The sequence below is a fragment of the Amycolatopsis echigonensis genome (assembly GCF_014174495.1).
GTDB classification, from domain to species: Bacteria; Actinomycetota; Actinomycetes; order Mycobacteriales; family Pseudonocardiaceae; genus Amycolatopsis; species Amycolatopsis echigonensis.
The window spans coordinates 122,135-136,571 of record NZ_JACJHR010000007.1 but is presented as its reverse complement, the minus strand read 5'-3'; the positions used below and the strand labels follow the sequence as shown (position 1 = coordinate 136,571).

At 68.8% G+C, this 14,437-nt stretch carries 13 protein-coding genes; 4 read left to right on the top strand and 9 right to left on the bottom strand.

Annotated elements, in window-relative coordinates; translation table 11 throughout:
• Nucleotides 1-86 precede the first annotated feature (86 nt).
• The 6 genes from H5411_RS07495 to H5411_RS07470 all read right to left on the bottom strand — a co-directional run bounded on the left by H5411_RS07495 (nucleotide 87) and on the right by H5411_RS07470 (nucleotide 7,376).
• Nucleotides 87-1,283, bottom strand: a complete 1,197-nt coding sequence (locus H5411_RS07495) for a cytochrome P450 (protein ID WP_183123352.1) — start codon at nucleotides 1,281-1,283, stop codon at nucleotides 87-89.
• Nucleotides 1,280-2,548 (bottom strand): methylaspartate mutase, encoded by a 1,269-nt coding sequence (locus tag H5411_RS07490; RefSeq protein WP_183123351.1) that lies wholly within the window; start codon nucleotides 2,546-2,548, stop codon nucleotides 1,280-1,282. Before H5411_RS07490 ends, H5411_RS07495 begins: the two co-directional genes overlap by 4 nt.
• On the bottom strand, nucleotides 2,545-3,021 hold the full coding sequence (locus H5411_RS07485; protein ID WP_101438240.1) for a cobalamin B12-binding domain-containing protein: 477 nt from the start codon (nucleotides 3,019-3,021) through the stop codon (nucleotides 2,545-2,547). Before H5411_RS07485 ends, H5411_RS07490 begins: the two co-directional genes overlap by 4 nt.
• Complete coding sequence (locus H5411_RS07480; RefSeq protein ID WP_183123350.1) at nucleotides 3,018-4,232, bottom strand: type III PLP-dependent enzyme domain-containing protein; 1,215 nt, start codon at nucleotides 4,230-4,232, stop codon at nucleotides 3,018-3,020. The genes H5411_RS07485 and H5411_RS07480 overlap by 4 nt, the downstream gene beginning before the upstream one ends.
• Nucleotides 4,229-5,698 carry an AMP-binding protein gene (locus H5411_RS07475; protein ID WP_312877861.1) on the bottom strand — a complete coding sequence of 490 codons (1,470 nt, stop codon included), beginning with the start codon at nucleotides 5,696-5,698 and terminating at the stop codon, nucleotides 4,229-4,231. Before H5411_RS07475 ends, H5411_RS07480 begins: the two co-directional genes overlap by 4 nt.
• A 187-nt stretch (nucleotides 5,699-5,885) precedes the next feature.
• The gene (locus tag H5411_RS07470) at nucleotides 5,886-7,376 is read right to left on the bottom strand and encodes an AMP-binding protein (protein WP_183123349.1); all 1,491 of its coding nucleotides are present in this window, start codon (nucleotides 7,374-7,376) and stop codon (nucleotides 5,886-5,888) included.
• Between the two features lie 238 nt (nucleotides 7,377-7,614).
• Between H5411_RS07470 and H5411_RS07465 the strand changes: the two genes are divergently transcribed.
• Complete coding sequence (locus H5411_RS07465) at nucleotides 7,615-7,860, top strand: phosphopantetheine-binding protein (RefSeq protein ID WP_101438236.1); 246 nt, start codon at nucleotides 7,615-7,617, stop codon at nucleotides 7,858-7,860.
• On the opposite strand, the gene H5411_RS07460 is transcribed toward H5411_RS07465, so the two are convergent.
• Both H5411_RS07460 and H5411_RS07455 read right to left on the bottom strand, forming a co-directional pair.
• A complete protein-coding gene (locus tag H5411_RS07460; RefSeq protein WP_101438235.1) occupies nucleotides 7,853-8,812 on the bottom strand; it encodes an ACP S-malonyltransferase in 960 nt (319 codons plus the stop codon). The two genes, H5411_RS07465 and H5411_RS07460, sit on opposite strands and share 8 nt — an antisense overlap.
• The gene (locus H5411_RS07455) at nucleotides 8,805-9,737 is read right to left on the bottom strand and encodes a proline iminopeptidase-family hydrolase (protein WP_183123348.1); all 933 of its coding nucleotides are present in this window, start codon (nucleotides 9,735-9,737) and stop codon (nucleotides 8,805-8,807) included. Before H5411_RS07455 ends, H5411_RS07460 begins: the two co-directional genes overlap by 8 nt.
• Nucleotides 9,738-9,970: 233 nt before the next feature.
• Between H5411_RS07455 and H5411_RS07450 the strand changes: the two genes are divergently transcribed.
• From H5411_RS07450 to H5411_RS07440, 3 genes are read left to right on the top strand one after another with little or no spacing between them, the layout of a single operon-like run.
• Nucleotides 9,971-11,233 carry a nucleotide disphospho-sugar-binding domain-containing protein gene (locus H5411_RS07450; protein WP_183123347.1) on the top strand — a complete coding sequence of 421 codons (1,263 nt, stop codon included), beginning with the start codon at nucleotides 9,971-9,973 and terminating at the stop codon, nucleotides 11,231-11,233.
• A complete protein-coding gene (locus H5411_RS07445; RefSeq protein WP_183123346.1) occupies nucleotides 11,224-12,339 on the top strand; it encodes a sensor histidine kinase in 1,116 nt (371 codons plus the stop codon). The genes H5411_RS07450 and H5411_RS07445 overlap by 10 nt, the downstream gene beginning before the upstream one ends.
• A gap of 22 nt (nucleotides 12,340-12,361) precedes the next feature.
• Entirely contained in the window at nucleotides 12,362-13,015 is a 654-nt protein-coding gene (locus tag H5411_RS07440) for a response regulator transcription factor (RefSeq protein WP_183123345.1), read from the top strand.
• 306 nt (nucleotides 13,016-13,321) lie between these two features.
• On the opposite strand, the gene H5411_RS49255 is transcribed toward H5411_RS07440, so the two are convergent.
• On the bottom strand, nucleotides 13,322-14,422 hold the full coding sequence (locus H5411_RS49255; protein WP_376772102.1) for an acyl-CoA carboxylase epsilon subunit: 1,101 nt from the start codon (nucleotides 14,420-14,422) through the stop codon (nucleotides 13,322-13,324).
• Between the last annotated feature and the right edge of the window lie 15 nt (nucleotides 14,423-14,437).

Sequence of the window (14,437 nt, the reverse complement as noted above, 5' to 3'; positions counted from 1 at the left end):
AGGCAGCATTCATGGGTCGTCGGTCGGATCGTATGGCCGGCTCGCGCCGCGCCGGATCCCCAGAAAACGTCGTTAGGGGCGGAAAATCACCAGGCGACGCGCAACAGCGACGGGCCGCGCACGATCACCCCGTACTCCCATTTCACGCCGTCGCGCCCGTCCGCGAGCCGCAATTCCGGAAAACGCTCCAGAATCGCCTTCAGCGCCTCCTGCAGCTCCAGCCGGGCCAGCTGCGCCCCGATGCAGTGGTGCGGGCCGTGGCCGAACGCGACGTGCGGGTTCGGACTGCGGGTCAGGTCGAGGACGTCCGGGTTCGCGAACACCTCCGGGTCGCGGTTCGCCGCGTGCAGCGCGGGCAGCACCGGATCGCCCGCCCGCACCACGACGTCGCCGATGCGGATGTCCTCGCGGGCATACCGGGCGAACATCGCCGCGGTGTTGATCGGCACCCACCGCAACAGTTCCTCCACCGCGGTCGGCATGATCTCCGGCTGCGCCCGCAGTTGCGCGAGCAGTTCCGGCTGCGTCAGCAGGGTGAAGACGAAGCTCGGCAGCGCCGAGGACACCGTCTCCACGCCACCGGTGAGCAGGCCGGCGCCGGCGATCGAGATCAGCTCGTTCTCGGTGAGCTTGTCCCCGGCGTCGCGGGCGTAGACGAGCGCGCCGAGGAGGTCGTCGGTCGGGTCCTCACGACGTTGCGCGACCAGCTGCGCCACGTAGTTGTCCAGCTGGTCGCCATAGACGTCGAGCACGTCGCCTTTCGCGGTGGCGTCGCTGACCAGCGCCTGCGTCCACTCGCGGAAGATCGTGTGGTCTTCCTTCGGCACGCCGAGCAGGTTGCAGATGACCGTGACCGGCAGCGGTCGCGCGAGGTCTTCGACGATGTCGCCGGGCGCGCCGTTCTCGATCATCGCGTCGATCAGCTGGTGCACCAGCGTGCGGACGCTCTCGCGCATCGCCTCCAACCGACGTGCGGTGAACGCCTTCATCACCAGGCGGCGCAAACGGGTGTGGTCCGGCGGGTCCATGCCCATGATGCCGTCGCCCATCTGCTGGCGGCGCATCCGCGGCTGGTCGAGCCCCTGGGCCAGCTCCCGGCTGAACCGCGGATCGGCGGTCACCAGCTTGACGTCGGCGTACTTCGTCGCCAGCCACGCCTGCTCGCCGAACGGCAACTGTACCCGGCTCATCGGCTCGTCGCGCTGCAACTGGTGGTAGGCCTCGGATACGGACGTCTCGTGCATGTCGAACGGATACGCCCGGACGGTACGGCGCGTGCTCATCGCGAATCCCCTCCGATCGCGGTCATCGGCTGCTCCAATGCCTGGGTGTCATGGGTGTGCTGGACGTAGGACAGCGCCGACATCAGCGTCGACGAGGTGATCCGGCCGCTCGGCGCGCGTTCGGCGATCCCGCGCAACGGCAGCGAACCGAGCTCGGACCAGCCGAGCCGGCCGTCCGCGTCGAGCGTGCTGCGCGCCTGGCCCGCGTTGTCCGGATGCAGGCAGTACGGCACGTCGAGCAGACCGCGTTTGAAGGCGACCACGAGCGCGCGGTCGAGATCGGCGTGACTGTTGAGGACCGCGTCGACCAGGGCATAGGCCTCGCGGTAGACCTGGTTGTCCGCGTCCACCATGGCCTTGATGCCTTTCGCCGACGCGGCCGCGTGTTCGAGCGCGGTCACGTTCTCCGCGACGGTCGGAATGCGGTGGGCTTCGGCGGCGGTCTTGACGATCAGTCGTTCCGAGCCGGTGCTCATCGCCAGCTCGGCGGCCCTGCCCAGCAGCAACATCGCGCCATCGGGAGTGCGCGGGAACAGTCCCATGTAGGCGTAGATCACCACGTGCCAGGTCGCTTCCGGCAGGAACTCGGCGCACAATCGGCGCAGCGCGGCAACGGCTTCGCGGTCCTGCTGCAAGTTCGTCTGCTGCGCGTAGCTGACCGAAATGCTGCGCACACCATTGCGATAGAAGAACAACGCCTCCAGCACGCTGATCGCGACCAGCTCGCTCGGCGGACACAGCTGTCCGAGCATGCAGCCGCCGAAGGTCTCTAGATGCGGACGGCCACCCGGATGTTCGGCGTCGACCAGCAGATCGCAGCAATACGCCCAATTCCGCACGGATTCGTCGAGCGGCGTGCGGCTGTAGGGCAGGCAGTAGGAAATCGGCCCGCCTTCGGTGGCGTGCAGTCCGGCGGCGATCATCGCGCGGAAGATGTCCACCGGCCGGGCCGAACCGTGCCGGACCTGCACCGGGAAGTCCGGGCCTTCCAGACCGTCGAGCATCGCCCGGGTCACCTCGGGCGGATGGTTGACGATCGGATAACCGTTGAGCGGAATTCCGTTGCGCAAAGCGTGTTCCGCGGATTCGGTGTCGCGGACGCGGGTGTAGCTGTCGAGCGTGAGCGTGCCGACGGTCGCGGCGTTCGCGTGCTTGGTCGCGACAAGGCCGGCGCGCATCGCGGCCGGACTGTCGAAGCCCATGCGCGGCTGCACGACCAGTTCCCCGGCCGCGTGCCGCTGCGCTACGAACCGCTCGAAGCTCACGCTCCCTCCAACTGGCTGACCCCGCCGGGAAGCGTGGCCGCGAAGTGCCGGAAGGCGGCGGCGTTCTGCTCGTCGAAGACGCCGTCGAACCCGGCGAACAGCAGTTCCGCGGTCTGCTCGTCGGACAGCGGCCCGCCGGTGCCCAGCTTGCCGCCGATGACGATCGGCAACCGGCGCAGCTCAGGGATGGCCCGCAGCCGCTGTACGACTCGCAGACCGTCCTGGTAGCCGTGCCCGTTGACACTGCTCAGCACCAGCATCGCCGGACGGCGGCTGACGCATTCGGACTCCAGCAGCTCGTCCGGCACGCACGCGCCCAGGTTGACGACGTCGAAACCCAGCTCTCGCACGAGAAGTTCGAGGTACACGAGGTTCCAAGTGTGCGAGTCCGACGCCATGCTGCTCACGATCACCGTGCGCCCGCTGGGCTCTTCGACGACGCTATTGCCGTAAGCGCGGACTTCCTCGCTCATGGCGACACCTCATAGACTCGCTGATAGTCCAATCGCGACACTGAGATGACCTCGTCGCCGCGGACCACGACTTCGGTCGGTGCGGGACGGCCGAGGAAGCTGATCAGGCTCGCGGTGACGCCGTACGCGCCCACGTTCGGCACGGTCAGCAGGTCGCCAGCGGACAGCTCGGGCAGCTTCGCGGCCTTCGAGAGCGAGTCACCAGGAGTACACAGTGGACCGACGAGCTGCCCCGGGTTGTCCCCCACCTGCTCGACTCCGACCGCGGCGGGCAGCAGGCGTCCGATCCCGGAAAGGCCGCCGACCACGTTGATCCCAGCGTCGAGAATGACGAACCGGTGGCCGCGGCTCTCCTTTACGTTCACGACCCCGGCCAGCAGCGTGCCGCAAGTCCCGGAGAGGTACCGGCCGGATTCGCAAGCCAGCTCCACCTCGCCGCTGCGCCACTCGGGCAGGTAGAGGTCGAGAAGCTGCTCCAAACCGTTGCGCAGCTTCGGGTAATCGGTGCGCTCGCCGGGAACCGCGTACGGCGACGAGAACCCGCCGCCGATGTCGAGCAGTTCCAGCGGCAGGCCGGTCTCCCGGCGCAGCTGCGCGGCCGACTGCAGCACGAACTCGTACTCGCCGAGCAGCGCGTCCTCATCCTGCGCATTGCTCATGGTGAAGAAGTGCGCGCCGACGATCTTCGCCCCGGAGACCGCCTTGAACAGCGGCATCAGCTCGGGCAACGTCTCGGCGTCGACCCCGAACTGCGACGGACGGCCCATCATCCGGATCCCGGTCGACGCACTGCCCTGCGTGGTGTTCACCCGCAGCAGGCAACGCGCGACGGTGTCCTGCCGCTCCGCCGCGGCACCGACGTGCCGCAGGTCAGTCAGCGATTCGACGGAGAACAACCGGACGCCCGCGGTGATCGCCGCGTCCAGCTCGCCGTCCGTTTTGCCCGGGCCGGTGTAGAGGATGTGGTCCGGCGCGAACCCGGCGGTCAGCGCGTTGGCCAGCTCGCCGGTCGAGCTGATCTCCGCGCGGCAACCGCCCTCGCGGAGTTCGCGGGCGATCTCCGGATGCGGGTTGGCCTTCAGCGCGTAGTAGACCGCGAACCCCTCCGGCAGCAGGCCGAACAGCTGATCGCGCGACTGGGCGGTCACGTCCAGGTCGTACACGTAAGCCGGCGTGCCGAACCGTGCGGCCAGCTCGTCGTACTTGCTCATTTGCGGGCACCTTCCACCAGCAGGGCGAGTTCCTTCGTCGCGTTCTTGCCGTGCGCGGTGAGCGGGAACTCGTCCACGACGTGGCACAGCGCGGGCACCTTCTGCGGCTCGAGCCGCTGCGCCAGTTCCTTGAGCACAGTGGTCGGCGGCAGGTCGCTCTCCACACAGATCGCCAGGTCGCGCGTCTCGCTCGGCGGGATCGCGCCCGCCGCGCGCACGCCCGGGATGTCCATCGCGGCCGCCTCGATCTCCAAAGTGGACATCCGGATTCCCTTGCGCTTGAACATGTCGTCGCGGCGGCCCTCGAAGTAGAGGTAGCCGTCCTCGTCGAGCCGTCCGTAATCGCCGGTGTGCAGGCGGAGCTCGCCGGTAGCCTCGTCGCGGCGGAACGCTCGCGCGGACAGCTCCGGGGCACGCCAGTAACCGGGCATCACGTGCGGACCGGCGGCCACGATCTCGCCGATTTCCCCCGCGGGCAACGGAGTTCCGTCAGCAGCGAGGATGTGCACGGTCGTGCCAGGCAGCGGAAGGCCCGACGAACCCGGACGTTCGGCGTCTTCCTCGGGCGGCATGATGGTGATCCGCTTGCACTCGGTCTGGCCGAACTGCCGGACGACGCGGACACCGGGGAAAGCGTTGCGGAGTTTTTCGATGGTCGAATCCGGAAGTGCCGCGCCGGTGTTGGTGAACAGCCGCACCGGAGCCGGTTCGCCGCTTTCGCGCTCGGCCAGCGTGGCGATCATCGTCGCGAGCGAGGGCACGATCGGGACGACCGTCGCGCCGACCTCGCGCATCCGCTGCAGCAGGCGAAGATCGGACTCAGCGTCGGCGAGGACGATCTCGCTGCGGCCGAGCGTCGAGAGGAGGACCTTGTACAGGCCGTAGTCCCAGGACATCGGGAACCGGCAGAAAACCACGTCGTCCTGACGGTAGCCGAGCACCGCCTGGATCGCGCCGGCCGCGAAGGTGACCTGCCGGTGCGGTCCGATGACGCCCTTGGGCGCGGCCGTGCTGCCGGAGGTGTACACGAGGACCGCGACGTCGTCGAGCTCAACCTCGGTCGGCTCGGTGCGAGTTCCGTCGCGGTAGGCTTCCTCGACTTCCGTCCACAGTGGAGCGAACTCTGCGGGCTGGAGAATCAGCACCGGTTCGGCGTTCTCGACGACGGAATCGAAGTGGAACCGCTTCATCGCCGGATTGATCGGCACGAACACCGCGCCCCGGCGCGAGGTGCCGTGGAAGAGCGCGACCAGCGCCCGGTCCGTCGGCAACTGCACCACCACGCGATCGCCGCGCCCCACCCCGCGCCGCGCGAGGACCGCCTCCACCGCGTGGCTCCAAGCGGCCAGCTCGGCGTACGTCCACACCCCCGCCCGGTCGCGCACCGCGGCGGCGTCCGGCGCGCTGGCCGCCGCCGCGTCGAGCAGGGCATGGACGAGAGAACCGGATTCGTTCACGACTGCCACTCCCGAAAGGATTCGTAGAATCACCGTGCCTGCGCGGGACAGCTCCCCGACGTCGGAAAGTTATCCGCGCGCAGGCGGTGCTCCCCACCCCTAACGGCCCCTAGCTGGCGCTCTGCCCTTCCCGCACAAAAGCCGTGAAGGGCTCCTTGAGGGAATCAGATTCCCTCAAGGAGCCCTTCACGGACAATTAAGCGGGCACCGGGTTCAGGAGGTCGGCAGCGCGCGCGGCGAGCGTCTTCCGGTCGATCTTCCGGTTCGAATTCAGCGGGAACTTCTCGACGTGCTCGTACCGCCGAGGGATCACGCCCTCTGGCAGCACTGCCCGCAGCGCCCGCACCAGCTCGATCACCGGCCGCTGCGGCCCGGTGTAGAAGACGAACAGCTCGGTCCCGCCGTCGCCTTGGACGCCCAGCGCCACCGCCTGCACGCCGCACGTCTGCAGCGCGTGCTCCACCTCGGTCAGCTCCACGCGCCAGCCGAGCACCTGCACCTGCGAATCGAGCCGTCCCAGGTACGCCAGATCGTCGCCGCCGAGCCGGCGCACCCGGTCGCCGGTGCGGTAGAACCGCTGTCCGTCGCGGTCGAGGAACCGGCCCTTCTCGTCGGCCGGGTCGAGGTAGCCCGGCGTCAGCTGCGGTCCGGCGATGGCGAGTTCGCCCTCCCCCGCCTCGTTTTCGTCGAGCAGCAGGTACTCGTGTCCCTCGTGCACCGCGCCGATCGGCACCACGCCGTTCACCGCGATCCTCGGGGTTTCCTGGTCGTCCCAGCGGTACCCGGCGACGGTGATGGTCAGCTCGGTGGGGCCGTAGAGGTTCTCGGTCACCGAATTGCCCGCCGCCGCACGCCAGTCCGCGGTGTCCCGGACGGTCAGCGCTTCCCCTGCGAAGAAGCTCCACCGCAGGCCTGGCATCGCGCCCGGGGTGAGCCGTCCGGTGCGGCGGACCAGGTCGATCGCGCTCGGCGTCGAGAACCACACGGTGAGACCGCGCTCCTCCACGAACGCCGGCACGTTCCGGTACGCCGCTCCCGGCAGGACCACCGCTTCCGCGCCCGCGCCCCACGCGCAGAAGAGGTCGAACATCGCGCAGTCGAAGTTCAGGTCGAACGTCTGGGAGAAGACGTCGTCCGGCGTGAAGTCGTACCGCTCGTCAAGCAGGCCGAAGTAGTGCTCGGTCGAGCCGTGGCCAATCCGGACTCCCTTCGGCCGTCCGGTGGAGCCGGAGGTGAACAGCACGTACGCGGAGTCCTCGGGACGCACGTCCTTCGGCGCTGCTAGTGCTTGGTGCGCGTTCAGCTTGCTGACCTCCGGGGCCAGCAGCGTCTTCACCGGCGGAGCCACGGTCAGTCCGCGTTCGTCGGCGATGAGCGCCTCCACCTCCGCCGCCTCGACCATCTGCGCGGTCCGGGCCGCCGGGAAGTCCGACCGCAGCGGGACGACCGTCGCCCCCGCGTACAGCCCGGCCAGAATCCCGGCGTAGGCGGTGACGCCCTTCCCGGCCAGCACCCCTACTGTGCGGGCGCCGGACTCCGCCAGCGCGCCGCCCCACAGCAGCGCCCGCTCGTGCAGCTCGCCGTAGGTCAGCGTCCGCCCGCCGACGCTGACCGCCGGCCGGGACTCGGAAAGGGCCAGCCCGCGCAGAAACCGCGCGTGCAGTCCCGAGGTGGTCCTCGTGTCCATCGTGGTCCTCCGCGTACTGTGCCAATCGCTGCCAACCCGACCACAGTCACGGCCTCATGGCTTCGTAGCAACGGTTGCGCGCCGGGTGGGGGGTCGGCCTGCTTGTGGTCGGATGTGCAATAGGGGTGCCAGCGCGTCGCTTGGGAGCGGCGGCGCGGGGTAAGGTTCAAAACCGAACCGGGCGGTCGGTTTCCCTGCCTGGTAGAAGTGCCCGACCCAGCCAGCCACCGGAGTAGCCATGTGGGACAGCTCTTTCGACGAAGCCCTCCGCCCGTACCTCCCGTTCCTGCCCGCCGACGAGGCACTGACCGCCGAGACGCCGCTCAAGGAGTACGGCCTCGACTCGCTCGCCACGGTGGAACTGCTGGCGGTGCTGGAGGAGAAGTACAACGTCCGGTTCTCCGACGACGCGCTGAACCTGGAGACGTTCGAGAATCCCGGACGTCTCTGGGCGACGCTGTCGCAGCTGCAGCCGGCTAGCTGACCCGCGAGGGACCCGCGCCGCGCCGCCGCGGCTGCAGCGCGAGCCGCGGGTTCACCGTGGTCACCTCGAACCGGCTGGTGGTGGCGCGGACGCGGCCGAACAGCGTGTCCGGCCCGGCCACCCACAGCTTGCGCACGCCGAGCTGTTCGAGCGACGAGACGACGTCCGGCCAGCGCAGCGGCTCGACGATGCTGTCCAGCAGCATCGTGCGGACCTGCTCGCCGGACCGCAGCACCGAACCGTCCTGGTCAGCGATGATCGGAAGGAGGGGATCATGGAAGTCGAGGCCGCCGAGCACCTCGTCCTCGGCCTTGCGCCGCAACGCGCCGAACGCGCGCGAGTGCAGCGGAGGACGCATCGTGTACAGCGACAGGCCGCCCATGCCCCGCACGGTCTGCTTGAGCCAGTCGAGATTCCGCTCCCGCACCGAGACCATGTAGAAATCGTGGTCGATGTAGCAGGAGATGTCGGACCATTCGCCGCGCCCGTCGAGTTCGGTCAGCGCGTCGCGCAGTTTCTCTTCCGGGGTGCGGACGAACGAGTGCGTGACGACGTCGGTGTGCTCGGTCGCGAAGAACTCGTCGAGGCACCGCGCGAGCTTCGCGGTCATCCACACCGCGTCCGGGAAAGTCAGCGCACCGGCGTACACACTCGCCGGTTTCTCGCCGAAACTCGGGCCGGTGCAGTAGTCCGGGCTCATCCCGTACTCCTGTTCGGCCCATTCGGCGAGCGCGACGCAGGTGAGCATGAACCCGACCTGGGCGTACTCGGAGTAGTCGCCCTCGGCCTCGCGGAAGCGGTCGACCAGCGAGTAGCCCAGCCGGTCGTCGGCGTCCTTGATGAGCCTGCGCGCGAACGGGTTGATGAGCAGGAACTTGCCGAAGTCGACGAACCGGCACGGGCTCATCCCGGGGAACACGACCGCCGATCCGGCCTGGCTGGCCTCATCCATGACTGGCGACCTCTCTTTCGGCGGGGGAATGGACTTCCTGCAGGAATCCCAGCAGGATTTCGCGGAACCGGTCCGGTTCCTCGAGATGCGGGACGTGGCTCGACTCCGGGAGGATTTCCCAGCGCACGTCGTGGATCCGGTCGTAGTACGGCTGCACGGTGGCCGGGGTGGCCTCGTCGTGCGCGCCGGAAATGAGCAGGGTCGGCACCTCGATGTCGTCGAGGCGGTCGATCACCGAATAGTCCGCGAGCGTGCCGGTGACGGTGAACTCGCTGGGGCCGTTCATCACCGAGTAGACGGTGCTGTTGTCGGCCATCTCCATGAACGAGGCGAGATAGTCGGCGGGCCACGGCAGCACGCGGCAGACGTGCCGGTCGTAGAAGACGCGCATGAGATCGAAGTACTCCTGCGTGTCCGTGGTGCCGGCGGCTTCGTGCGCCCGCAGACCCTCGTCGACGCCGGGCGGCAGCAGTGCGCGCAGCCGGTCCATCTCGCTGCGCCACAGCTCGTACGACGCCGGCGAGTTGGCGATCACCAGCCCTCGCAAGCCGTCCGGACGTTCCGCGGCGTGCCGCGCGACAACCAGACCGCCCCACGACTGTCCATAGAGGACGTAGTTGTCCTCGATGCCGAGCCGGTGCACCAGATTGTCCAGCTCGTCCCCGAACAGCTCCGGGTTCCAGAACCCGGGGTCGGCGTCCGGCAGCCTGCTCGATCCACCGCTGCCGAGCTGGTCGTAGTGCACGACCGGGAATCCGTGTCCGGCGAGTTCGGTCAGGCTCAGCAGGTAGTCGTGCGTGCTGCCCGGCCCGCCGTGCACCACGACCACCGCGGGCGCCGCCCCTCCCGGTTGCCCGGTGACCCGGTACCAGGTGCGGTGCTCGCCGAACGGGACCCAGCCTTTCGCGGTGGGCGCCACAGCCATGCTCGTCACCTCGTTCGCCTCCCTCGTCCTTCTCCGGCGCGGCGCGGCCGGATCCGGTTACCTGTCTATCCGTCGCGGCCCGCGCGCCACCAGCCCCTAAGGGGCGTCTAAAGCCGAGCCAAATCCCGTTCGCCGTGCCGGATTCAGGGGTCCCCTACCGGGTGGGCGGAGCGGCGGCGCGGCCCTACCGTTTCCCTTGTCCTGCTGCGCCTACGAATCCCGGAGCTGCCGCGATGCGCGTGATGCTGATGGTCTTCCCGACGAGGACGCACGTTTACAGCATGGCTCCGGTGGGCTGGGCGCTGGCCGCGGCCGGGCACGAGGTGCGCTTCGTCGGGCAGCGCAACCCGCGGGAGGTCGCCTCGTTCGCCGAAACCGGGCTGGACGCCATGTGGTTCGGCGACGAACTCGACATCGCCCGGCACCGCCAGCTGCAGGTCGACGGCAACAACGCGATGCAGGGCGACTTCCGGATCTCCGAAAGCCGTCCCGAGCGCTACACCGACGAGTACGTGCGCAACGTGTACGAACACTGGGTCGACGTGTTCCGCTGGACCACGCCGGACTCGCTGCTCGACGAGCTCGTCCGCTCCGCCCGGCAATGGCAGCCGGACCTCGTGGTGTGGGACCCGATGATCTACGCCGCGCCGATCGTCGCGCACGCGCTCGGGGTGCCGCACCTGCGGATGATGTACGCCGCCGACCAGACCGCCCGCATCGGTGCGCAATACCGCGACCTCAGAGCGAACCACCCCGAAGACACCTCGCCGGACCCGTTCGTGACGTGGATGTCCGCCGCGGTCGGCCGGTTCGGCGCGGACTACGACGACACCCTCCGTTACGGCGTGCGGACCATCGACTGCCATCCGTCGTATCTGCGGTACGACGGCGTGGACGTCGACTACGTCCCGGCCCGGTTCGTGCCGCAGAACAAGCCGATGGCGATCCCCTCGTGGGTGCTGGAGCGTCCCGAACGGCCGCGGGTGATGCTCACCCTCGGCATCTCGAACCGGCAGGTGCTCGGCGTCGAGGAAACCTCCGTCGGAGACCTGCTGGACGGCCTCGCCGACCTCGACATCGAGGTGATCGCCACGTTGAACGCGAGCCAGCTCGCGTCCGTGCGCGCGATCCCGGACAACGTCCGCGCCGTCGATTTCGTGCCGATGAACGAACTCCTCGCCTCGTGCTCCGCGATCGTGCACCAGGGCGGCGGCGCGACGATCAGCAACGCGGTGGTGAACGGCGTCCCGCAGCTGGTCATCCCGGGCACCACGTGGAGCGAACGCGGCTCGGCGGTGGCTCAGGCGAAGCGCGGCAACGGGTTGCTGGTGGACCTCGAGGACGTGACGCCCGCGAGTGTCCGGGCGGGAGTGTGCCGGCTGCTGGAGGAACCGTCCTTCCGGGAATGTGCGCTCGAGGTGCGCGACGAGATGCTGGCGACGCCGACGCTCGACGACCTCGTCCCGGAGCTGGAACGGCTCGCGCTATGCCCGTGACGCGGCCGCCGACCATGCGGACGATCGGGTTTCTCGTGCTGAGCCTCCCGATCCGGCTCGCCGCGTTCGTGCTGATCCTGGTGACCATGCTGGTCGGCGTCGCGACGACGATGCTGTGGATCGGCATCCCCGTCCTGCTGGTCGCGACCTCGCTGATGTATTCGTACTGCGCCTTCGAACGACGCTGGGCGCACCGGATGCTCGGCGTGACGATCGCGGAACCCGTCCGCCGCCGTCCGGTAGGGCCCGGCATGCTCGCCGTGTGGCAGGCGCGGCTGCTCGACACCGCCACCTGGCGCGAGTTCGCTTTCGTGCTCATCGCTTTTCCGTTGGGCATCGTGGAATTCGTGGCGGGCGTCGTGTCCACCGCGGTACCTCCTTTCGGAATTTTCGTGGCGCCGCGCATCGGGACGATGCACGGCGAACTGGCGACGTCGTTCCTCGGCCCGAACCGCACCGCGCAACTGGAAGCGCGCACGCAGCAGCTGCGGAACTCGCGTGCACGCGGAGTCGACGCGGTGGAGGCCGAACGGCGCCGGATCGAACGGGACCTGCACGACGGCGCGCAGCAGCGGCTGGTGTCCGTCGCGATGAGCCTGGGCCGCGCGCAGCTCAAACTCGACCTCGACGACCCGACCGCGGTCCGCGAGCTCATCGGAGCCGCGCACGCCGACGCCAAACTCGCTGTCTCGGAGCTGCGCGACCTCGCCCGGGGCATCTACCCGCCGGTGCTCCAGGATCGCGGCCTGGACGCGGCGTTGTCTTCTCTTACCGCAAGAATGCCTATCCCTATTGAGGTCGAGGTTACCGTAGAACCCCGTCCGCCCGCACCTGTCGAGACGACGACGTACTTCATCGTGAGCGAAACGCTCACCAACGTGACCAAGCATTCCGGCGCCGACCGCGCGTCCGTGCGAGTGACCCGCGACGACGACACCGTCGTCGTCGAGATCACCGACAACGGCCACGGCGGCGCGTCGATGCGCCCCGGCGGCGGCCTGGCCGGCCTGGCCGACCGAGCCGCCACGATCGACGGCGTGCTCACCGTCGTCAGCCCCGTCGGCGGCCCCACCGTCGTGCGGGCGGATCTGCCCGTCCGCTGGTGAATCCTGTTGTGGAGGCAAGAAAATGCGCGTCGTGATCGCGGAAGACTCGGTGCTGTTGCGCGCCGGAGTGCAAAGCCTGCTCGCGGACGTCGGCATCGAAACCGCCGCCGCGGTCGACAACGGCGACGACCTGCTCGTGGCGATCCGGGACCACCGCCCGGACCTGGTCATCGCCGACGTCCGGATGCCGCCGACCTTCACCGACGAGGGCCTCCGCGCGGCTTTGGCGGCCCGCAAGGAAATCCCCGGCCTGCCGGTGCTTGTGGTCTCGCAGTACGTCGAAGGAAGCTATGCGGTAGACCTGATCGCGGAAGGCACCTCCGGCGTCGGGTACTTGTTGAAAGAACGAGTCGCCGACGTCGCGGACTTCCTGGAGGCAGTCCGCCGCGTCGCCGGCGGCGGATCGGCCATCGACCCGGACGTGGTCGCGCAGATGCTGTCCCGCAGCCGGGATCCGTTGGAGGCGTTGACCGCGCGGGAAACCGAGGTGCTGGCGCAGATGGCGCAGGGACTGTCGAACACGGCCATCGCCAAGGCTTTGATGGTGACGCAGGGAGCGGTGGAAAACCACATCAGCAACATCTTCTCGAAACTCGGCCTGGAGGCTAGCCGCGACCAGAACCGCCGCATCCGCGCCGTTCTGACCTATTTGGACAGTACCGCGGTCCACGCCTGATTCACCGGATCGATACCGTGCAGATGTTCGACCGGCGGCGGTAGCTTGGAGAGATGGATCTTGGACCTGTTCCCGTGTCGTCCGTTGTGGACGAAGTAGTTGTTCTCTTGTGGCGCAAGGCTTCCGCCTCTCGCCGCCGACCGCTGTGGCCGCTCGCGTCGTCGAGACCGGCACTTCGCCGTGGCTGGTTGCCTCGAAGACCAGCGTTTCGCGCAGTTGCCGAAGCCAGACGCGCGGTCCTGCGGAAAGCCCGCATCGCCCTGCGCCGATGCGGACCCCACTCGCTCGCGTCCTCGACGGGGCGAGTTATCGCGCCCGCCAGCTCGTCGCCGGAACGAACCTTGTCAACGGTTGCCGAGGTGACGGCACAGCAATGTCCGCGCGCCCATTCCCCGCAGCCCGACCGACCACGGCCAATGCCACCAGCAGGGCAGCCACTTCAGCGTCATCCGGATTTCCCCGCACCACACGTACTGCGTGCGCTACCGCTGCAGCACGCTGTTCCCCGCGCACCCGGGCAGCTTCCTGCCCGGTGGGGTCGCCCTGTGCCGCAGGGGCTTTCGTCCTGCCCGCGCCTGTGGACACCGTTATCACGGCACGCTGCGCCTCGCGCTCTCCGCCAGATGCATAGCCAACCGAATCCTTCTGCACCGCAGGAGCCTCCACCGTCACCGAGTCCGCAGAAACCGCTACCGAATCACGCTCACGATCGCCAGCAGAACCACGGCCAGCCGAGCCACCTCGCACCGCAGGAGCCTGCGCCCTCGCCGAATACGCAGAGACGGCTACCGAACCACGCAGTACACCACGACCACCAGCAGAACCAGGACCAACCGAACCACCCTGCACCGCAGAAGCCGCCACCCCCGGCGAACCCGCAGAGACGGCTACTGAACCACGCAGTGCACCACAACCAGCACCCGCACCAGCCAAGCCACGCTGCGCCGCAGGAACCTCCACTCCGGCCGCGCGTGCGGACGCCGCGGGAAGCTTCGTGCTGGCCGCATCTGCGCACCCTGCCGTCGCATCGCGCCGTTCACGTCGTACCCCAACAGGATCCCGGTCCGCAAGGTGCCGCTGCTCCGCAGGAAGGTCCTTTCTGCCCGCTCCCCAAGCGACCAACTCTCCAGCCGATTCCGCAGCCGAGACAAGCAATTCCGTTCCGGCCGCAGCCACCGCAACCCTCCGACCGTCAGGCTCCCCCGCTGGACCGAAACCAGCCGAATCCCCCGGCTCCGCGGGGATCTCAGCCGTGCCTGAACCGCCAGGCACCCCAGCCAACGCCTCCTGCCCAGCAGGGAACCCCGACGCAGCCAAGCCACCCCGCACCCTCGGCGAGGAACCCGCCCCGCCCGGCTCGCCGACCGGAGCACGAACCTCCGCCCCCGGCCCCGGATCCGCCACCATCACTTCATCCGTTCC

What these genes read in the sequence shown, in the direction of transcription:
- H5411_RS07495 (WP_183123352.1), bottom strand. Translation starts at nt 1,283, where the DNA reads ATGAGCACGCGCCGTACCGTCCGGGCGTATCCGTTCGACATGCACGAG.
- H5411_RS07485 (WP_101438240.1), bottom strand. Translation starts at nt 3,021, where the DNA reads ATGAGCGAGGAAGTCCGCGCTTACGGCAATAGCGTCGTCGAAGAGCCC.
- H5411_RS07480 (WP_183123350.1), bottom strand. Translation starts at nt 4,232, where the DNA reads ATGAGCAAGTACGACGAGCTGGCCGCACGGTTCGGCACGCCGGCTTAC.
- H5411_RS07470 (WP_183123349.1), bottom strand. Translation starts at nt 7,376, where the DNA reads ATGGACACGAGGACCACCTCGGGACTGCACGCGCGGTTTCTGCGCGGG.
- H5411_RS07465 (WP_101438236.1), top strand. Translation starts at nt 7,615, where the DNA reads ATGTGGGACAGCTCTTTCGACGAAGCCCTCCGCCCGTACCTCCCGTTC.
- H5411_RS07460 (WP_101438235.1), bottom strand. Translation starts at nt 8,812, where the DNA reads ATGGATGAGGCCAGCCAGGCCGGATCGGCGGTCGTGTTCCCCGGGATG.
- H5411_RS07455 (WP_183123348.1), bottom strand. Translation starts at nt 9,737, where the DNA reads ATGGCTGTGGCGCCCACCGCGAAAGGCTGGGTCCCGTTCGGCGAGCAC.
- H5411_RS07450 (WP_183123347.1), top strand. Translation starts at nt 9,971, where the DNA reads ATGCGCGTGATGCTGATGGTCTTCCCGACGAGGACGCACGTTTACAGC.
- H5411_RS07445 (WP_183123346.1), top strand. Translation starts at nt 11,224, where the DNA reads ATGCCCGTGACGCGGCCGCCGACCATGCGGACGATCGGGTTTCTCGTG.
- H5411_RS07440 (WP_183123345.1), top strand. Translation starts at nt 12,362, where the DNA reads ATGCGCGTCGTGATCGCGGAAGACTCGGTGCTGTTGCGCGCCGGAGTG.
- H5411_RS49255 (WP_376772102.1), bottom strand. Translation starts at nt 14,422, where the DNA reads ATGGTGGCGGATCCGGGGCCGGGGGCGGAGGTTCGTGCTCCGGTCGGC.